We start from the raw sequence: 19,044 nt of genomic DNA, 5'->3' as shown, positions 1-19,044 counted from the left end.
GGATTCGATCCCGGCCCGTGCGCACCGCCGGCGACCGCGGGCATCGGGTTGACGGCGCGGTGCGGGGACCGTCAGGAAGTCCTCAGGCCGCGGGGGGAGGGACCGTCAACCGTGCGCAGAAGGATCGGCGTGTCGATGACCGCTGACGAGGGATCCGGGAATGGCTACGTACTTGTACCGGCTGGGCGCACTGGGCGCACGGCGATGGCGCACCATGTGGGTCGGATGGCTGGTCGCGCTGTGCGCGGTGGCCGGGCTGGGCTTCTCGCTCGCCGGTGAGTTCGAGGACAGCGGCTCCATCCCCGGGTCGCCGGCGCAGACGGCGCTCACCAGGATGGACCGGCACTTCCCCGCGCCGGACCTGCAGTCCGCGCAGATCGTGTTCCGGGCCCCGCCCGGCCACAGGGTGACCGAGCCCGCGCTGCGGCGGGCCCTGGACTCCAGCCTCACGGCGATGGGTGACGTGAGCGGCGTACGGGAGGTGAGCGGCCCGGCCGAGGACGTCATGGTGTCGGAGGACGGACGTACCGCCGTCGCGGAGGTCACGTTCACGGCCGCCGCCGAGGAGGACGTGCCGGCCGGCACGCTGGACGCGGTGCGGACCGCGGGGGAGACGGCCGAGCGGGCGGGGATGAGGGCCGTCTTCGGCGGTGACGCCTACGCTCCCTCCACCGCGCCGTTCGGCCCGTCCGAGCTGGTGGGGCTGGGGGTCGCCCTGGTCATCCTGGTGATGACGTTCGGTTCGCTGATCGCCGCGGGGCTGCCGCTGCTGACCGCCGTCCTCGGTGTCGTGGGCACGATGGCCGCCATGACGGGCGCCGCCACGGTGTTCGGGGTGAGCGACAACGCGCCCACGCTCGCGATCATGCTGGGGCTCGCGGTCGGTATCGACTACGCCCTGTTCATCGTGTCCCGTCACCGCGGTCAACTGGCCGCCGGGATGCCGGTGGTGGAGTCCGTGGCACGGGCCAACGCCACCGCGGGCAGCGCGGTGGTCTTCGCCGGCGCCACCGTGGTCATCGCGCTCGCCGGACTGTCGGTGGCCGGGGTGCCGCTGCTCACCTCGATGGGGCTCGCGTCCGCCGGAGCCGTCGCCGTCGCCGTCGTACTCGCGCTGGGGATGCTTCCCGTCCTCCTCGGCATGGCCGGGCACAGGCTCACGCCCGGGCCCGGTGCGCGGACCGGGCGGTGGACCGTCCGGAAGGCGCGCGCCGGCCGGACGCCGCTGGGCGTGCGCTGGACCGAGGGTGTGCTGCGGCGTCCCGTGCGGATCCTGGTCGTCGGGACCGTCGCCGTCATCGCGCTCGCCCTCCCGGCCCTGCAGCTCCAGCTCGCCGTCACCGACGAGGGCGACAACCCCGCCACCACGTCCAGCCGCCAGGCCTACGACCTGATCGGCGACGCCTTCGGCCCCGGTGTGAACGGTCCGCTGGTGGTCCTCGTCGAGGACGACGACCCGGCGGCCGTCCGGTCCACCGCCGACGCGGTCGGCGACAGGCTGGGCCGGGTCGGGGGCATCGCGGACGTCGGCGACGCCGACATCGCCGAGGACGGCACGGCCGCACGCATCAGGATCATCCCCACCACCGGGCCGCGCACCGCCGAGACCAGTTCACTGGTGGCTCATCTGCGCACCGAGGTGGCGCCGCCGGCCGCGGACGGCGGCAGCCGTGTCGCCGTCACCGGCCACACCGCCGTCAGCATCGACGTCGCCGACAAGCTCAGCGGCGCGCTCGTGCCCTTCGCGGTCGTCGTGGTCGGTCTCTCCCTGTTGCTGCTGATGATCGCCTTCCGGTCCGTCGCCATCCCGGTCAAGGCCACCGTCGGGTTCCTGCTCTCCGTCGGCGCGGCGTTCGGCGCGACCGTCGCGGTGTTCCAGTGGGGGTGGCTGGCCGGCGTGCTGGGCGTCAGCAGTGAGGGACCGGTGGCGAGCTTCATGCCCATCATCGTCATGGCCGTCCTCTTCGGTCTGGCCATGGACTACGAGGTGTTCCTCGTCTCCGCCATGCGGGAGGACTACGTCCGCCACCGCGACGCCCGCGCCGCCGTCGTGGCCGGCGCGCGCGACGCCGCCCGTGTGGTCACCGCCGCCGCGCTCATCATGATCTCGGTGTTCGTCAGCTTCCTCTTCTCCCACGACGCCGACATCATGCCGATCGCCTTCGCCCTGGCTTTCGGCGTCCTCGTGGACGCCTTCCTGGTCCGGATGACCCTGGTCCCTGCGGTCATGGCCCTCCTCGGCGACAGGGCCTGGACGCTGCCCCGCGGGCTGGACCGTCTGCTGCCCCACCTCGACGTCGAGGGCGGCGACTTCGACACCCCCGACCGGCCCGCCCCCGAGATCCCGGTCAAGTTCCCTGCCTCGACCGGCAGTTGAGACACAGCACCACCAGCCACCCCGGGGCCGGGGGCACCGCACCCAGGTGCCCCCGGCCCCGGGGCGCTCCGCTTCCTCGCCGATCGGGCCGCGGGGGACTTCGTGAACGCGTGCACACGTCCACATCCCGCTCCGCGTCCCCCTGATGTGTGAACGGGCCTCTATCAAGAGATCGAGTCCCACACCAATTTGCATGCGCGGGAAGCCTCTTGATATGGAGACGAGCCCTCTGAGCTGCGCTGACCAGTCAAAATGTCACCATTGGTGATCACGTGGATGCTTGGCGTGTGAAGATCACCGCTCATCCGACTTCATGATCGTTCGTCAGGTGGTGGAGATCACAAAGCTTGTGCAATACCCCGTGTCGCAGATCACAGACTCGCGGGCATAGGATGCGGAGCGGTTGGGCTTGTGACCTGCTTCACATGTTCTCGATCTTCGCCGGGGCGGGCGTGGTTCGTGGGGCAGTTGAGGCGGGTGAGCCCCACTGCACAACGCCAGCAGTCAGTGCCGACTGAGAGGAGCGAGGAGCGGTGAACGCGTATGCGCCCATCCTCGTACTGGGAGCCCTCGGGGCAGGCTTTGCGATCTTCTCCGTGGTCATGGCCACGCTGATCGGTCCGAAGCGGTACAACCGCGCCAAGCTCGAGGCGTACGAGTGCGGTATCGAACCGACCCCCACGCCGGCCGGCGGCGGGCGCTTCCCGATCAAGTACTACCTGACGGCGATGCTCTTCATCATTTTCGATATCGAGATCGTCTTCCTCTACCCCTGGGCCGTCACCTTCGACGCCCTGGGGATTTTCGGGCTCGTGGAGATGCTGCTCTTCGTGCTCACCGTCTTCGTCGCGTACGCGTACGTATGGCGGCGCGGCGGCCTGGAATGGGACTGAGGGGCCTTAACTCATGGGACTCGAAGAAAAGCTGCCGAGCGGATTCCTGCTGACCACCGTCGAGCAGGCCGCGGGCTGGGTGCGCAAGTCGTCCGTCTTCCCGGCCACGTTCGGACTCGCCTGCTGTGCCATCGAGATGATGACCACCGGCGCCGGCCGCTACGACCTGGCGCGCTTCGGCATGGAGGTCTTCCGCGGCTCGCCGCGGCAGGCGGACCTCATGATCGTCGCGGGCCGGGTCAGCCAGAAGATGGCGCCGGTGCTGCGGCAGGTCTACGACCAGATGCCGAACCCCAAGTGGGTGATCTCCATGGGGGTCTGCGCCTCCTCGGGCGGCATGTTCAACAACTACGCGATCGTGCAGGGCGTCGACCATGTCGTCCCGGTCGACATCTATCTCCCCGGCTGCCCGCCCCGCCCCGAGATGCTGCTGGACGCGATTCTCAAGCTCCACGAGAAGATCCAGAACTCCAAGCTCGGCGTGAACGCCGAGGAGGCGGCCCGTGAGGCGGAGGAGGCGGCGCTCAAGGCCCTGCCCACGATCGAGATGAAGGGGCTGCTGCGATGAGCGACGCGAACGGCGCGGGCGGGTCGGACGGGGTGAACCCCGAGAAGGACCTCTCCGCCGAGAACCTCCCCGGCCAGCGCGGCCAGGGCGGCGAGGAGATCCGCGTCCAGCGCGGCATGTTCGGCGCCACCGAGGGCGGCGACACCTCCGGTTACGGCGGACTCGTCCGCTCCGTCCGCCTCCCCGGACCGGCGGCCCGCCCCTACGGCGGCCCACGCGGCGGAGGCGCATATGGATACTTCGACGAGGTCGCCGACGAACTGGAGGGCGCGCTGGAGGAGCAGGACCTGCTCCCGGAGAACGCCATCGAGAAGACGGTCGTCGACCGGGGCGAACTCACCTTCCACATCGAGCGCGAACACCTGGTCCGGGTCGCGAGGACCCTGCGCGACGACCCCGCCCTGCGCTTCGAGCTGTGCACCGGCGTCAGCGGCGTGCACTACCCGAACGACAAGGGCCGCGAACTGCACGCCGTCTACCACCTGCGCTCGATCACCCACAACCGGCTGATCCGCCTGGAAGTCAGCGCCCCCGACAGCGACCCGCACATCCCGTCGCTGTTCTCGGTCTATCCGACGAACGACTGGCACGAGCGCGAGACGTACGACTTCTACGGCATCGTCTTCGACGGCCACCCGGCGCTCACGCGGATCATGATGCCGGACGACTGGCCGGGCCATCCGCAGCGCAAGGACTATCCCCTCGGCGGCATCCCCGTCGAGTACAAGGGCGCCCAGATCCCGGCTCCGGACCAGCGGAGGTCGTACTCATGAGCACTTCGCACGCCTCCCCTCGGGAGACCACCGAGGGCACCGTCTACACGGTCACCGGCGGCGACTGGGACGAGGTCGTCCAGACCGCCGCCCGCGCCGACGACGAGCGCATCGTCGTCAACATGGGTCCCCAGCACCCCTCCACCCACGGAGTGCTCCGGCTGATCCTGGAGATCGACGGCGAGACGGTCACCGAGGCCCGCTGCGGCATCGGCTACCTGCACACCGGCATCGAGAAGAACCTCGAGTACCGCACGTGGACCCAGGGCACCACGTTCGTGACGCGCATGGACTACCTGACGTCGTTCTTCAACGAGACGGCGTACTGCCTGGGCGTCGAGAAGCTCCTCGGGATCGAGGACCAGATCCCGGACCGGGCCACCATCATCAGGGTCCTCCTGATGGAGCTGAACCGGCTCTCCTCCCACCTGGTGTGCATCGCCACCGGCGGCATGGAGCTCGGCGCCACCACGATCATGATCTACGGATTCCGTGATCGTGAACTCATTCTCGACATCTACGAGCTGATCACCGGCCTCCGGATGAACCACGCGTACATCCGGCCCGGCGGACTCGCCCAGGACCTGCCGCCCGGCGCGGTGGACCAGATCCGCGAGTTCGTGAAGAAGATGCGGAAGAACCTCCCGGAGTACGACAAGCTCGCCACCGGGAACCCCATCTTCAAGGCCCGTATGCAGGACGTCGGTTACCTCGACCTGGCCGGCTGCATGGCCCTCGGCGCCACCGGCCCGATCCTGCGCTCCACCGGCCTCCCGCACGACCTGCGCAAGGCCCAGCCGTACTGCGGATACGAGACCTACGACTTCGACATCCCGACCGCCGACACCTGCGACTCCTACGGCCGGTTCCTGATCCGGCTGGAGGAGATGCGCCAGTCGCTGCGCATCGTCGAGCAGTGCCTGGACCGGCTGCAGCCCGGACCGGTCATGGTCGCCGACAAGAAGATCGCCTGGCCCGCCCAGCTCGCCCTGGGACCGGACGGACTGGGCAACTCCCTCGACCACATCAAGAACATCATGGGCACCTCCATGGAAGCCCTGATCCACCACTTCAAGCTGGTCACCGAGGGATTCCGGGTCCCGCCCGGACAGGCGTACACGGCGGTCGAGTCGCCCAAGGGCGAACTCGGGGTGCATGTCGTCTCCGACGGCGGCACCCGCCCCTACCGGGTCCACTTCCGCGACCCGTCCTTCACCAACCTGCAGGCCATGGCGGCGATGTGCGAGGGCGGCCAGGTCGCCGACGTCATCGTCGCCGTCGCGTCCATCGACCCCGTGATGGGAGGCGTCGACCGGTGACCACCTCTTCTTCGGACCACGGCGTCAGCCTGGGCATGCCCGAACTGCCCGCGCCCGCCTACCCCGACGACGTACGGGCCCGGCTGGAGACCGACGCGCGCGAGGTCATCGCCCGCTACCCGGACTCCCGCTCCGCCCTTCTGCCGCTGCTGCACCTCGTGCAGTCCGAGGAGGGCCATGTCACGCGCACCGGGATGCGGTTCTGCGCGGAGATGCTGGACCTGACCACCGCGGAGGTGACCGCGGTCGCCACCTTCTACACCATGTACCGGCGCCGGCCGAGCGGTGACTACCAGGTCGGGGTGTGCACCAACACCCTGTGCGCCGTCATGGGCGGCGACGCGATCTTCGAGGAGCTCCAGGAGCACCTCGGCGTCGGCAACGGCGAGACCACCGGCGACGGCAAGGTCACCCTGGAGCACATCGAGTGCAACGCGGCCTGCGACTTCGCGCCCGTGGTGATGGTGAACTGGGAGTTCTTCGACAACCAGACCCCCGAGAGCGCCAAGCGCATGGTCGACGACCTGCGGGCCGGCCGCGAGGTCTCGCCCACGCGCGGGGCGCCGCTGTGCACCTTCAAGGAGACCGCCCGCATCCTGGCCGGCTTCCCCGACACACGCGAGGGAGCCGTCGCGGCCACCGGCAGCGCGGGGCCCGCCTCCCTGGTCGGCCTGAAGCTGGCCAAGGGCGAGGCCGCGCCCGCGCGTGTGGTGCACCCGCGCGGTGAGGCGCCCCGGGACACCCCGCCGCACGAGCCGTCGCCCACGGAGCACCTCAGCTCGCACGACGCGCCGCAGGACACATCGGCCTCCGACCCTTCCCACCCGTCGGGTCCCGCCGCCGAGGAGGGGGAGTGATGACCTTGGCACCCGAACTCAAGGACATGAGCCCGGAGAAGCTGCTCGCACCCGTGCTGTCCGCCTTCTGGGACGAGGACGAGTCCTGGACGCTGGACGTCTACCGGCGGCACGGGGGATACGAGGGGCTCCGCAAGGCGCTCGCCATGTCCCCGGACGACGTCATCGCGTACGTCAAGGAATCCGGACTGCGCGGACGCGGCGGCGCCGGATTCCCGACGGGCATGAAGTGGCAGTTCATTCCCCAGGGCGATGGAAAGCCCCATTACCTGGTGGTCAACGCCGACGAGTCGGAACCCGGGACGTGCAAGGACATTCCGCTCCTCTTCGCGAACCCGCACAGCCTCATCGAGGGCATCGTCATCGCGTGCCACGCCATCAGGTCGTCCCACGCGTTCATCTATCTGCGGGGTGAGGTCGTCCCCGTACTGCGGCGGCTGCACGAGGCGGTGCGCGAGGCCTACGCGGCCGGTCTCCTCGGCGAGAACGCCCTGGGCAGCGGACTCGACCTCCAGCTCACCGTGCACGCGGGCGCGGGCGCGTACATCTGCGGCGAGGAGACCGCACTGCTCGACTCGCTCGAAGGACGCCGGGGCCAACCGCGGCTCCGTCCCCCCTTTCCCGCCGTCGCGGGGCTCTACGCCTGCCCGACCGTGGTGAACAACGTCGAGTCGATCGCGTCGGTTCCCGCCATCATGAACCGGGGCAAGGACTGGTTCCGCTCGATGGGAAGCGAGAAGTCCGCGGGCTTCACGCTCTACTCCCTCAGCGGCCATGTCGCCACCCCCGGCCAGTACGAGGCGCCGCTCGGCATCACGCTGCGCCAGCTGCTGGAGATGAGCGGCGGAATGCGCCCGGGCCACCGGCTGAAGTTCTGGACCCCCGGCGGTTCCTCGACGCCGATGTTCACCGACGAGCACCTCGACGTCCCCCTCGACTACGAGGGTGTGGGCGCCGCGGGTTCCATGCTGGGCACCAAGGCCCTGCAGTGCTTCGACGAGACGACCTGCGTCGTGCGCGCCGTCACCCGCTGGACCGAGTTCTACGCCCACGAGTCCTGCGGCAAGTGCACCCCCTGCCGCGAGGGAACGTACTGGCTGGTCCAGCTGATGCGTGACATCGAGGCCGGCAAGGGACGGATGTCCGACCTCGACAAGCTCAACGACATCGCCGACAACATCAACGGCAAGGCCTTCTGCGCCCTCGGCGACGGTGCCGCCGCGCCGATCTTCTCCTCCCTGAAGTACTTCCGCGCGGAGTACGAGGAGCACATCACGGGCCGGGGCTGCCCCTTCGACCCGGCCAAGTCCACGGCCTGGGCCGACCGTACGGAGGTGCACGCATGACTGTGACCACCAACGCTCCCTCCGGCGGGGGAGAGGCGGCGGTCCCGCCGGAGGACCTCGTGTCGCTGACCATCGACGGCGCCGAGATCAGCGTGCCCAAGGGCACCCTGGTCATCCGGGCCGCCGAGCGGCTCGGCATCGAGATCCCCCGGTTCTGTGACCATCCGCTCCTCGACCCGGCCGGCGCGTGCCGGCAGTGCATCGTCGAGGTCGAGGGCCAGCGCAAGCCCATGGCGTCCTGCACCATCACCTGCACCGACGGGATGGTGGTGAAGACGCAGCTCTCCTCGCCGGTCGCGGAGAAGGCCCAGAAGGGTGTGATGGAGCTGCTGCTCATCAACCACCCGCTGGACTGCCCGGTCTGCGACAAGGGCGGCGAGTGCCCCCTGCAGAACCAGGCGATGTCGCACGGCCAGGCCGACTCCCGCTTCGACGGCAAGAAGCGCACCTACGAGAAGCCCGTCGCGATCTCCACCCAGGTGCTGCTCGACCGTGAGCGGTGCGTGCTGTGCGCCCGCTGCACCCGGTTCTCCAACCAGGTCGCGGGCGACCCGATGATCGAGCTGATCGAGCGGGGTGCGCTGCAGCAGGTCGGCACCGGCGAGGGCGACCCGTTCGAGTCGTACTTCTCCGGCAACACCATCCAGATCTGCCCGGTCGGCGCGCTCACCTCGGCGGCGTACCGGTTCCGCTCCCGTCCCTTCGACCTGATCTCCTCGCCGTCCGTGTGCGAGCACTGCTCCGGCGGCTGCGCCACCCGCACCGACCACCGGCGCGGCAAGGTCATGCGGCGGCTCGCCGCCGACGACCCCGAGGTCAACGAGGAGTGGATGTGCGACAAGGGACGCTTCGGCTTCCGGTACGCACAGCAGCGGGACCGCCTCACCACCCCGCTGGTGCGCAACCCGGAGGGTGAGCTGGAGCCCGCCTCCTGGCCGGACGCGCTGCAGATCGCGGCCCAGGGGCTGCTGGCCTCGCGGGGCCGCACCGGTGTGCTGACCGGCGGCCGGCTCACCGTCGAGGACGCCTACGCTTACAGCAAGTTCGCGCGGGTGGCGCTCGACACCAACGACATCGACTTCCGCGCGCGCGTGCACAGCGCCGAGGAGGCCGACTTCCTCGCCGCGCGGGTCGCCGGACGCGGCCGCGATCTCGACGGCACGGGTGTCACGTACACCGCCCTGGAGAAGGCGCCCGCGGTCCTGCTGGTCGGGTTCGAGTCGGAGGAGGAGGCGCCCGGCGTCTTCCTGCGGCTGCGCAAGGCCTGGCGGCGGCACGGGCAGAAGACGTTCGCCCTCGCGACACACGCCACGCGCGGGCTGGAGAAGGCCGGCGGCACCCTGCTGCCGGCGGCCCCCGGCACCGAGACCGAGTGGCTGGACGCGCTGGCGAGCGGCGTCGGCCTGGAGGGCGACGGGGCCAGGGCAGCCGCCGAGGCCCTGCGCGGCGACGGCGCGGTCATCGTCGTCGGCGAGCGGCTGGCCGCCGTACGGGGCGGTCTCACCGCCGCCGTCCGGTTCGCCGCCGCGACCGGCGCCCGGCTGGTGTGGATCCCGCGCCGGGCCGGTGAGCGGGGCGCCGTCGAGGCGGGCGCGCTGCCGGCGCTGCTGCCGGGCGGCCGCCCGTCGACCGACCCGCGCGCACGCGCGGAGGTCGCCGCCCTGTGGGGCGTGGCCGAACTGCCGCACCGCTATGGGCGCGACACCGGACAGATCGTCGAGGCGGCCGCGCGCGGTGAGCTGCAGGCGCTGCTGGTCGCGGGCGTGGAGGTCGCCGACCTGCCCGACCCGGCACGCGCGCGTGCCGCGCTCGCCGAGGCCGGGTTCGTGGTCTCCCTCGAACTGCGGCCCGGCGAGGTCACCGCACTGGCCGACGTGGTGCTGCCCGTCGCCGCGGTCCCCGAGAAGGCCGGCACCTTCCTCAACTGGGAAGGCAGGGTCCGCCTCTTCGAGGCGGCGCTCAAGCCCGACCAGATGACCCGGCGGCTTCCGCCCACCGACGCGCGTGTGCTGCAGATGCTGGCCGACGCCATGGACATCCATCTGGGGCTGCCGGATCTGCGCACCGTCCGCGCGGAGCTCGACCGGCTCGGCGCCTGGGACGGCCCCGCCGCGAGCGACCCGCTGGAGACCGCGAGCGCGCTGCCCCGGCCCGCCGCCGGGGAGGCCGTGCTCGCCGGACACCGGCTGCTGCTCGACGAGGGCCTCCTGCAGGTGGGCGACGAGGCGCTCGCCGGCACCCGGCACGCCGCCCGCGCGCGGGTGTCGGCGGCCACGGCCGCCGAGGCCGGCGTCAAGGACGGCGACCTGCTCGCGGTGACCGGCACCGCCGGGACGGTATCGCTGCCGCTGGCGGTCACCGAGATGCCCGACCGCGTGGTGTGGCTGCCGCTGAACTCCGTCGGCGGCGGCGTCGCCTCCGGCACCGGGGCCCTGCCCGGCTCCCTCGTCCGTATCGGCCCGGCGACGCTCGCCGACGAGGCCTCCGAGGAGGTGGAGGCATGAGCCCGTACCTCGCCGCCGAAGATCTCTCGATGTTCGGCACCGACCCCTGGTGGCTGGTAGTCCTCAAGGCGGTGTTCTGCTTCGCGTTCCTGATGGTGACCGTGCTGATCTCCATCGTCATGGAGCGCAAGGTCGTCGCCTGGATGCAGCTGCGCGTCGGCCCCAACCGGCACGGCCCCTGGGGCATGCTCCAGTCGCTCGCCGACGGCATCAAACTGATGCTCAAGGAAGATCTCGTCGTCAAGCGGGCCGACAAGGCGGTGTACATCCTCGCGCCGGTCGTCGCGGCCGTTCCGGCCTTCATGGCGATCGCGGTGATCCCCTTCGGGCCGGCCGGCAACGAGATCTCGATCTTCGGCCACCGCACCACGATGCAGCTCACCGACCTGCCGATCGCGGCCCTGTACATCCTCGCGGTCGCCTCGGTCGGCATCTACGGCATCGTCCTCGCGGGCTGGAGCTCCGGCTCCACCTATCCGCTGCTGGGGGGCCTGCGCTCCTGCGCGCAGATGATCTCGTACGAGATCGCCATGGGCGCCGCGTTCGCCTCCGTGTTCCTGTACTCGGGGTCGATGTCGACGTCGACGATCGTGGAACAGCAGACCGACCGCTGGTACATCCTGCTGCTGCCGGTGTCCTTCCTCATCTACATCGTGACGATGGTCGGCGAGACCAACCGCGCCCCCTTCGACATGCCGGAGTCCGAGGGCGACCTGGTCGGCGGCTTCAACACCGAGTACTCGTCCATCAAGTTCGCGATGTTCATGCTCGCCGAGTACATCAACATGGTGACCGTCTCGGCCGTCGCCGTGACGTTCTTCCTGGGCGGCTGGCGGGCCCCATGGCCCATCAGCACCTTCTGGGAGGGCGCGAACCACGGCTGGTGGCCGATGCTCTGGTTCACCGGGAAGCTCGTGAGCCTGCTGTTCGCCTTCGTCTGGCTGCGCGGCACGCTCCCGCGCGTGCGCTACGACCAGCTGATGAAGCTCGGCTGGAAGGTCCTCATCCCGGTGTCCCTGGTGTGGCTGATGCTCGTCGCCAGCGTGCGGGCACTGCGCAACGAGGGCTACGACTTCACCGACATCGCGCTCTACATCGGCGGTGCCGTCCTCGCCCTCCTGCTGTTGTCCTTCGTCGCGGACCTGTTCCGCGGCAAGGAGAAGGAGGCGGGACAGCCCGCCGAGGGCCCGCCCGCCTTCGACCCCATGGGCGGCGGATTCCCCGTACCGCCGCTGCCGGGACAGGAGGTGCCGCCGGTGCCGCGACGCCGTCCGCGCCGCGAGCGGGAACTGATTGTCAGTGGTGCACCCGATACTCAGAGTGACGGATCCGCGGGCGGGTCCACGGATGGAAAGGAGGCGTCCGATGGCTGAGGAACCCAAGGACACCAAGCCCGGTTTCCTGAACCCCGTGGCCGGCTTCGGCGTGACCTTCACGGCCATGTTCAAGAAGCGGCTGACCGAGCAGTACCCGGAGCAGCCGAAGACCACCGCTCCGCGTTTCCACGGACGGCACCAGCTCAACCGCCATCCGGACGGCCTGGAGAAGTGCGTCGGCTGCGAGCTGTGCGCCTGGGCCTGCCCCGCCGACGCGATCTACGTCGAGGGCGCGGACAACACGGACGAGGAGCGCTACTCGCCCGGCGAGCGGTACGGCCGCGTCTACCAGATCAACTACGCCCGCTGCATCCTGTGCGGTCTGTGCATCGAGGCGTGCCCCACACGGGCGCTGACGATGACCAACGAGTTCGAACTGGCGGACTCCAGCCGCGCCAACCTCATCTACACCAAGGAGCAGCTGCTCGCCGGTCTGGAGGAGGGCATGGTCGACTCCCCGCACGCCATGTACCCGGGCACCGACGAGCAGGACTACTACCGGGGCCTGGTGACCGAGGCCGCGCCCGGCACGGAGCAGCAGGAGGCCCACTCCAAGGGTGAGGTCGTGCAGGAGGCCGACTCGACCTTCGGGCCCGAGGAGCCGGTGTCGGAGAAGGTGGTCGGGCGATGACCGCGCAGCTCGCCGCCGCGGCGACCCTCTCCGCCGGCACCTCCACCGGAGAGGCCGTCCAGTTCTGGGTGCTCGGCACGGTCGCGGTGATCGGCGCCCTGTGCACCGTCTTCATGCGGCGGGCCGTGCACAGCGCGCTCTGCCTCGCCGGCACCATGATCATCCTGGCGGTGTTCTACCTGGCCAACGGCGCCTACTTCCTGGGTGTCGTGCAGATCGTCGTCTACACCGGCGCGATCATGATGCTGTTCCTCTTCGTGGTGATGCTGGTCGGCGTCACCGCGGCGGACTCCCTCAAGGAGACCATCAAGGGCCAGCGCTGGCTGGCCCTGCTGTGCGGGCTCGGCTTCGGCGCCCTGCTGGTCGGCGGGATCGGGAACGCCTCGCTCAGCGAGTTCAATGGCATCGGCGAGGCGAACGCGGGCGGCAATGTGGAGGGTCTCGCGACGCTTCTGTTCACCCGGTACGTGTTCGCCTTCGAGATCACCGGCGCCCTGCTCATCACGGCCGCCGTCGGTGCCATGGTGCTCACCCACCGCGAGCGCACCGAACGCGCCAGGACCCAGCGGGAACTGGCCGAGCAGCGCGTGCGTGAGGGCAGGCACCTGCCGCCGCTGCCGGCGCCCGGTGTGTACGCCCGGCACAACGCCGTGGACATCGCGGGCCTGCTGCCCGACGGCACCACGTCGGACCTCACCGTCAGCAAGACGCTGCGGGAGCGCGGCCAGATCCGTGATGTGTCGCACGAGGCGATCAACGACCTGCGGGCGATCGAGCGACGCGCCGAGGAGCGGCTGGAGCGCACCGCGATCGACGCGCCGACCTTCAAGCGGGCCGAGGAGGCGTCGAAGTGAACCCCGTGAACTATCTGTACCTGGCCGCGCTGCTGTTCACGATCGGCGCCACCGGCGTACTGATCAGGCGCAACGCGATCGTCCTGTTCATGTGCGTCGAGCTGATGCTCAACGCCTGCAATCTCGCGTTCGTCGCCTTCTCCCGGATGCACGGCAACCTCGACGGGCAGGTCATCGCGTTCTTCACGATGGTCGTCGCCGCCGCGGAGGTCGTGGTCGGGCTGGCGATCATCGTGTCCCTGTTCCGTTCCCGCCACTCGGCCTCGGTCGACGACGCCAGCCTGATGAAGCTGTGAGGGGCTGCTGAATCGTGGAGAACCTGATTGCGCTGCTGGTGGCGGCGCCCCTGCTCGGAGCGGTGGTCCTGCTGTGCGGCGGACGCCGGCTGGATGCCGTGGGCCACTGGATCGGTACGCTGCTCGCGGCCGTCTCCTTCGGGCTCGGCCTGGTGCTGTTCACCGATCTGCTCGGCAAGGGCGCCGAGGAACGCACGGTCACGCAGCATTTGTTCAGCTGGATCCCGGTGGAGGGATTCCAGGCGGACGTCGCCTTCCGGCTCGACCAGCTGTCGATGACGTTCGTCCTGCTGATCACCGGAGTCGGCTCGCTGATCCACCTGTACTCCATCGGGTACATGGAGCACGACGAGCGGCGCCGCCGCTTCTTCGGCTATCTGAACCTGTTCCTCGCGGCGATGCTGATCCTCGTCCTCGCCGACAACTACCTGCTGCTGTACGTCGGCTGGGAGGGCGTCGGTCTCGCCTCCTACCTGCTGATCGGCTTCTGGCAGCACAAGCCCAGCGCGGCCACGGCCGCGAAGAAGGCCTTCCTGGTCAACCGGGTCGGCGACATGGGCCTGTCCATCGCGATCATGCTGATGTTCCTGTGGTTCGGCACCTTCGCCTTCGGGCCGGTGCTCGGCGGCCACGGGGAGGCCGGACTCGCGGGCCAGGCCGGTGAGGGCAAGCTCACCGCGATCGCGCTGATGCTGCTGCTCGCCGCGTGCGGCAAGTCCGCCCAGGTGCCGCTGCAGTCCTGGCTCGGGGACGCGATGGAGGGCCCGACCCCCGTCTCGGCCCTGATCCACGCGGCGACCATGGTGACGGCGGGCGTGTACCTGATCGTCCGCTCCGCGGCCGTCTTCAACGGCGCCCCGGACGCGCAACTGGTCGTCACCATCGTCGGCGCGGTCACGCTGCTGTTCGGTGCGATCGTCGGTTGCGCGAAGGACGACATCAAGAAGGCGCTGGCCGGCTCGACCATGTCGCAGATCGGCTACATGGTCCTCGCCGCCGGCCTCGGCCCCATCGGCTATGTCTTCGCGATCATGCACCTGGTGACGCACGGCTTCTTCAAGGCCGGGCTGTTCCTGGGCGCCGGTTCGGTGATGCACGGCATGAACGACGAGGTCGACATGCGCCGTTACGGCGGCCTGAGGAAGTACATGCCGGTCACCTTCGTCACCTTCGGCCTCGGTTACCTCGCCATCATCGGCTTCCCGGGCCTGTCCGGCTTCTTCTCCAAGGACAAGATCATCGAGTCGGCGTTCGCCAAGGGCGGCACCGAGGGCTGGATCCTCGGCGCCTGCGCCCTGCTGGGCGCGGCCATCACCGCGTACTACATGACACGCGTGATGCTGATGACGTTCTTCGGCGAGGAACGCTGGCGCGACGCCCCGACGCCGTCCCCGGCCGCGCCGGACGTGGAGCCCGCCGCCGAGACACGCGGCGCCTACGAGCCGCCGCACCCGCACGAGTCGCCGAAGAGCATGACGATCCCGATGATCGTGCTCGCCTTCGGGTCGGTCTTCGCCGGCGGGATCTTCAGCATCGGCGACCGCTTCGTGCACTGGCTGGAGCCCATCACCGGTCACGACCACGGGGACGCGCCGATCAGCGCGACCACGGTGACCGCCTCCACGGTGGCCGTGATGGTCATCGGCGTGGCGATCGCCTGGGCCCAGTACGGGCGCCGTCCGGTGCCCGCCGTCGCCCCGCGCGGGTCGCTGCTCACCCGGGCCGCCCGGCGCGATCTGCTCCAGGACGACTTCAACCATGTGGTCCTGGTCCGTGGCGGTGAGCACCTCACCCGCTCGCTGGTGTACGTCGACCACACCCTGGTCGACGGGGTCGTCAACGGCACGGCGGCCTCCATGGGCGGCCTGTCCGGGCGGATGCGCAGGCTGCAGAACGGCTTCGCGCGGTCCTACGCGGTCTCGATGTTCGGGGGCGCGGCGGTTCTGGTCGCCGCGACCCTGCTGATGAGGGCGGTCTGATACCGATGTCCTTTCCTCTGCTGACAGCGACGGCGGTGCTCCCGGCCATCGGGGCGATCGCCACGGCCGCGGTACCGGCCGCGAAGCGCACGGCCGCCAAGTGGCTGGCCCTGCTGTTCTCGCTCGCCACGCTCGTGCTGGCGATCGTCGTCCTGGTCCGGTTCGACCCGGACGGCGACCGCTACCAGCTCACCGAGTCCCATGCCTGGATCGCGGACTTCGGCGTGCGCTACGAGCTGGGTGTGGACGGCATCGCGGTGGCGCTGATCGCGCTGACCGCCCTGCTGATCCCGTTCATCGTCCTCGCGGGCTGGCACGACGCCGACCCGCTGGAGACGGGGAACAAGAGGTGGCGGCCGACGCAGGGCTTCTTCGCCCTGATCCTGGCCGTCGAGGCGATGGTGATCATCTCCTTCGAGGCCACCGACGTCTTCCTCTTCTACATCTTCTTCGAAGCCATGCTGATCCCGCTGTACTTCCTGATCGGCGGCTTCGGGGACCGTGCCCACGAGCACGGCGAGGAGACGGCGGCGACCCAGCGGTCGTACGCGGCGGTGAAGTTCCTCCTCTACAACCTGGCCGGCGGTCTGATCATGCTGGCCGCCGTGATCGGCCTGTACGTCGTCGCCGGGAACTTCTCGCTCCCGGAGATCGCCGAGGCCCGCGCCAACGGCTCGCTGGACATGGCGACGAACACCGAGCGCTGGCTGTTCCTCGGCTTCTTCCTCGCCTTCGCGGTGAAGGCGCCGCTGTGGCCGCTGCACACCTGGCTGCCCAACGCCATGCAGGAGTCCACCGCCCCGGTGGCCGTGCTCATCACGGCGGTCGTCGACAAGGTGGGCACCTTCGCGATGCTCCGCTTCTGCCTCGGACTGTTCCCGGAGGCCAGCAAGTGGGCGACGCCCGCCGTCCTCGTCCTGGCGGTCATCAGCATCATCTACGGCGCCCTGCTCGCGGTCGGCCAGCGCGACATCAAGCGGCTGATCGCGTACGCGTCGATCTCGCACTTCGGCTTCATCATCATGGGCATCTTCGCGATGACCAGCCAGGGCCAGTCCGGAGCGACGCTCTACATGGTCAACCACGGCATCTCGACCGCCGTGCTGATGCTGATCGCCGGATTCCTGATCTCGCGGCGCGGCTCGCGGCTCATCGCCGACTTCGGCGGTGTGCAGAAGGTGGCCCCGGTGCTCGCCGGCACGTTCCTGATCGGCGGACTCGCGACCCTCTCACTGCCGGGGCTCGCGCCCTTCGTCAGTGAGTTCCTGGTCCTGGTCGGCACGTTCACGCGCTATCCGGTGATCGGCATCATCGCCACCTTCGGCATCGTCCTCGCCGCGCTCTACACCCTCGTCCTCTACCAGCGGACGATGACCGGTCCGGTGAGACCCGAGGTCTCCGCGATGCCCGATCTGCGGGTGCGGGAGATCGCCGTGGTGGCGCCGCTGGTCGTGCTGCTGGTCTTCCTCGGCGTCTATCCGAAGCCCCTCACGGACGTCGTGAACCCGGCGGTGAAGCACACCATGTCCGACGTACAGAAGCAGGACCCCCGGCCCGAGGTGGAGGCGGCCAAGTGAGCGCAACAGCCGTCCACAGCCTGTGGACAACGGCGGCCGACCCGATCTCCAAGATCGACGCGCCGAAGATCGAATACGGGCAGCTCGCGCCCACCCTGATCATCGTCGGAGCGGCGCTCGTCGGGGTGCTGGTCGAGGCGTTCGTCCCGCGCAGGTCGCGCTACCACGCGCAGATGTGCGTCGCCGTGGTCGCCCTGGCCGCCGCGTTCGCCGCGGTCGTGGCGCTCGCCGCCGACGGCTACGGCACGACGAAGGCGGGCATCGCGGCGATGGGCGCCATCGCCGTCGACGGGCCGGCCCTGTTCCTCCAGGGCACGATCCTGCTGACGGCACTGGTCGCCCTGTTCACCTTCGGCGAGCGCAGGCTCGACCCGGAGGCGCACGGCAACCGGGTCGACTCGTTCGCCGCGCAGGCCGCGGCCGTACCGGGCAGCGAGGGCGAGAAGCAGGCGGTCAGGGCCGGGTTCACCACCACCGAGGTGTTCCCGCTGCTGCTCTTCGCCGTCGCCGGCATGCTGGTCTTCCCGGCGGCCAACGACCTGCTGACGCTGTTCGTGGCGCTCGAGGTCCTCTCGCTCCCGCTGTACCTGATGTGCGCGCTGGCCCGCCGCAAGCGGCTGATGTCGCAGGAGGCCGCGGTCAAGTACTTCCTGCTCGGCGCGTTCGCCTCCGCGTTCACGCTGTTCGGCATCGCCCTGCTGTACGGCTACTCGGGCTCGATGTCGTACGCCACGATCGCGCAGGTCGTCGACGGCACGGTCCAGGACGTCAGCCCGGCGCTCGCCGGCACCATGGGCAACGACGCGCTGCTGCTGATCGGCACCGCGCTGCTGGTCATGGGCCTGCTGTTCAAGGTCGGCGCCGTCCCCTTCCACATGTGGACGCCCGATGTGTACCAGGGCGCCCCGACACCGGTGACCGGTTTCATGGCGTCGGCGACCAAGGTGGCCGCGTTCGGCGCGCTGCTGCGGATCCTCTACGTCGTGCTGCCGGGCCTGCGCTGGGACTGGCGGCCGGTCATGTGGGCCGTCACCATCGTCACCATGCTGGCCGGTGCGATCGTGGCGATCACCCAGACCGACATCAAACGGCTGCTGGCGTACTCGTCGATCGCGCACGCGGGCTTCATCCTCGCGGGTGTCATCGCGACCACGCCGTCCGGCATCTCGTCCGTCCTGTTCTATCTGGCGGCGTACTCGTTCGTGACGATCGGCGCCTTCGCGGTGGTCACGCTGGTGCGGGACGCCGGCGGTGAGGCGACGCACCTGTCGAAGTGGGCGGGACTCGGCCGGCGCTCCCCGCTGGTGGCGGCGGTGTTCGCGGTGTTCCTGCTGGCCTTCGCGGGCATTCCGCTGACCTCCGGCTTCGCCGGGAAGTTCGCCGTGTTCAAGGCGGCGGCGGAGGGCGGGGCCGCCCCGCTGGTCGTGGTCGGTGTGATCTCGTCGGCCATCGCGGCGTTCTTCTACATCCGCGTGATCGTCCTGATGTTCTTCAGCGAGCCGCGCCCCGAGGGCCCGACCGTCGCGGTGCCGTCACCGCTGACGATGACGGCGATCGCGGTGGGCGTGGCGGTCACGGTGGTGCTGGGCGTGGCGCCCCAGTACTTCCTGGAGCTGGCGGGGGACGCGGGAGTGTTCGTGCGCTGATCACTCGGTTCGGTACGCCGACGGCGGCCCGGCACCCTTCGGGGGGCC

General features: G+C 69.9%; 15 protein-coding genes. All 15 read left to right on the top strand.

Annotated features, from left to right (window positions below):
- The first annotated feature begins 160 nt into the window (after nt 1–160).
- Nucleotides 161–2,377 (top strand): MMPL family transporter, encoded by a 2,217-nt coding sequence (locus ACGFR9_RS30450; RefSeq protein ID WP_393214792.1) that lies wholly within the window; start codon nt 161–163, stop codon nt 2,375–2,377.
- 533 nt (nt 2,378–2,910) lie between these two features.
- Nucleotides 2,911–3,270 carry an NADH-quinone oxidoreductase subunit A gene (locus ACGFR9_RS30445; RefSeq protein WP_003974383.1) on the top strand — a complete coding sequence of 120 codons (360 nt, stop codon included), beginning with the start codon at nt 2,911–2,913 and terminating at the stop codon, nt 3,268–3,270.
- A gap of 13 nt (nt 3,271–3,283) precedes the next feature.
- A complete protein-coding gene (locus ACGFR9_RS30440; RefSeq protein ID WP_030221896.1) occupies nt 3,284–3,838 on the top strand; it encodes an NADH-quinone oxidoreductase subunit B family protein in 555 nt (184 codons plus the stop codon).
- Entirely contained in the window at nt 3,835–4,611 is a 777-nt protein-coding gene (locus tag ACGFR9_RS30435) for an NADH-quinone oxidoreductase subunit C (RefSeq protein ID WP_030221894.1), read from the top strand. The genes ACGFR9_RS30440 and ACGFR9_RS30435 overlap by 4 nt, the downstream gene beginning before the upstream one ends.
- Nucleotides 4,608–5,930, top strand: a complete 1,323-nt coding sequence (locus ACGFR9_RS30430) for an NADH-quinone oxidoreductase subunit D (protein WP_030221893.1) — start codon at nt 4,608–4,610, stop codon at nt 5,928–5,930. The genes ACGFR9_RS30435 and ACGFR9_RS30430 overlap by 4 nt, the downstream gene beginning before the upstream one ends.
- Nucleotides 5,927–6,787 carry an NADH-quinone oxidoreductase subunit NuoE gene (nuoE, locus tag ACGFR9_RS30425; RefSeq protein WP_393214787.1) on the top strand — a complete coding sequence of 287 codons (861 nt, stop codon included), beginning with the start codon at nt 5,927–5,929 and terminating at the stop codon, nt 6,785–6,787. The genes ACGFR9_RS30430 and nuoE overlap by 4 nt, the downstream gene beginning before the upstream one ends.
- On the top strand, nt 6,787–8,133 hold the full coding sequence (nuoF, locus tag ACGFR9_RS30420; RefSeq protein ID WP_030221888.1) for an NADH-quinone oxidoreductase subunit NuoF: 1,347 nt from the start codon (nt 6,787–6,789) through the stop codon (nt 8,131–8,133). The genes nuoE and nuoF overlap by 1 nt, the downstream gene beginning before the upstream one ends.
- Complete coding sequence (locus ACGFR9_RS30415) at nt 8,130–10,637, top strand: NADH-quinone oxidoreductase subunit G (protein WP_393214784.1); 2,508 nt, start codon at nt 8,130–8,132, stop codon at nt 10,635–10,637. The genes nuoF and ACGFR9_RS30415 overlap by 4 nt, the downstream gene beginning before the upstream one ends.
- Nucleotides 10,634–12,010 (top strand): NADH-quinone oxidoreductase subunit NuoH, encoded by a 1,377-nt coding sequence (gene nuoH / locus ACGFR9_RS30410; RefSeq protein WP_393214781.1) that lies wholly within the window; start codon nt 10,634–10,636, stop codon nt 12,008–12,010. The genes ACGFR9_RS30415 and nuoH overlap by 4 nt, the downstream gene beginning before the upstream one ends.
- Nucleotides 12,003–12,644: an NADH-quinone oxidoreductase subunit NuoI gene (gene nuoI / locus ACGFR9_RS30405; RefSeq protein WP_393214778.1), complete on the top strand. Its 642-nt coding sequence runs from the start codon at nt 12,003–12,005 to the stop codon at nt 12,642–12,644. Before nuoH ends, nuoI begins: the two co-directional genes overlap by 8 nt.
- Nucleotides 12,641–13,498, top strand: coding sequence for an NADH-quinone oxidoreductase subunit J (locus ACGFR9_RS30400; protein ID WP_393214775.1), 858 nt, complete (start codon nt 12,641–12,643; stop codon nt 13,496–13,498). The genes nuoI and ACGFR9_RS30400 overlap by 4 nt, the downstream gene beginning before the upstream one ends.
- On the top strand, nt 13,495–13,794 hold the full coding sequence (gene nuoK, locus ACGFR9_RS30395; RefSeq protein ID WP_030221872.1) for an NADH-quinone oxidoreductase subunit NuoK: 300 nt from the start codon (nt 13,495–13,497) through the stop codon (nt 13,792–13,794). Before ACGFR9_RS30400 ends, nuoK begins: the two co-directional genes overlap by 4 nt.
- Nucleotides 13,795–13,808: 14 nt before the next feature.
- Nucleotides 13,809–15,773 (top strand): NADH-quinone oxidoreductase subunit L, encoded by a 1,965-nt coding sequence (nuoL, locus tag ACGFR9_RS30390; protein ID WP_393214772.1) that lies wholly within the window; start codon nt 13,809–13,811, stop codon nt 15,771–15,773.
- A gap of 5 nt (nt 15,774–15,778) precedes the next feature.
- Nucleotides 15,779–17,350 (top strand): NADH-quinone oxidoreductase subunit M, encoded by a 1,572-nt coding sequence (locus ACGFR9_RS30385; protein ID WP_393214769.1) that lies wholly within the window; start codon nt 15,779–15,781, stop codon nt 17,348–17,350.
- The gene (gene nuoN / locus ACGFR9_RS30380) at nt 17,347–18,996 is read left to right on the top strand and encodes an NADH-quinone oxidoreductase subunit NuoN (protein ID WP_030221862.1); all 1,650 of its coding nucleotides are present in this window, start codon (nt 17,347–17,349) and stop codon (nt 18,994–18,996) included. Before ACGFR9_RS30385 ends, nuoN begins: the two co-directional genes overlap by 4 nt.
- Nucleotides 18,997–19,044: the final 48 nt, after the last annotated feature.

The organism is Streptomyces sp. NPDC048584 (assembly GCF_043199595.1).
Classification (GTDB): Bacteria; Actinomycetota; Actinomycetes; order Streptomycetales; family Streptomycetaceae; genus Streptomyces; species Streptomyces edwardsiae.
The sequence above is the reverse complement of the archived record's forward strand: the minus strand, read 5'-3'. Positions and strand labels throughout refer to the sequence as shown.

What these genes read in the sequence shown, in the direction of transcription:
- ACGFR9_RS30450 (WP_393214792.1), top strand. Translation starts at nt 161, where the DNA reads ATGGCTACGTACTTGTACCGGCTGGGCGCACTGGGCGCACGGCGATGG.
- ACGFR9_RS30440 (WP_030221896.1), top strand. Translation starts at nt 3,284, where the DNA reads ATGGGACTCGAAGAAAAGCTGCCGAGCGGATTCCTGCTGACCACCGTC.
- ACGFR9_RS30435 (WP_030221894.1), top strand. Translation starts at nt 3,835, where the DNA reads ATGAGCGACGCGAACGGCGCGGGCGGGTCGGACGGGGTGAACCCCGAG.
- ACGFR9_RS30430 (WP_030221893.1), top strand. Translation starts at nt 4,608, where the DNA reads ATGAGCACTTCGCACGCCTCCCCTCGGGAGACCACCGAGGGCACCGTC.
- nuoF (WP_030221888.1), top strand. Translation starts at nt 6,787, where the DNA reads ATGACCTTGGCACCCGAACTCAAGGACATGAGCCCGGAGAAGCTGCTC.
- ACGFR9_RS30415 (WP_393214784.1), top strand. Translation starts at nt 8,130, where the DNA reads ATGACTGTGACCACCAACGCTCCCTCCGGCGGGGGAGAGGCGGCGGTC.
- nuoH (WP_393214781.1), top strand. Translation starts at nt 10,634, where the DNA reads ATGAGCCCGTACCTCGCCGCCGAAGATCTCTCGATGTTCGGCACCGAC.
- nuoI (WP_393214778.1), top strand. Translation starts at nt 12,003, where the DNA reads ATGGCTGAGGAACCCAAGGACACCAAGCCCGGTTTCCTGAACCCCGTG.
- ACGFR9_RS30400 (WP_393214775.1), top strand. Translation starts at nt 12,641, where the DNA reads ATGACCGCGCAGCTCGCCGCCGCGGCGACCCTCTCCGCCGGCACCTCC.
- ACGFR9_RS30385 (WP_393214769.1), top strand. Translation starts at nt 15,779, where the DNA reads ATGTCCTTTCCTCTGCTGACAGCGACGGCGGTGCTCCCGGCCATCGGG.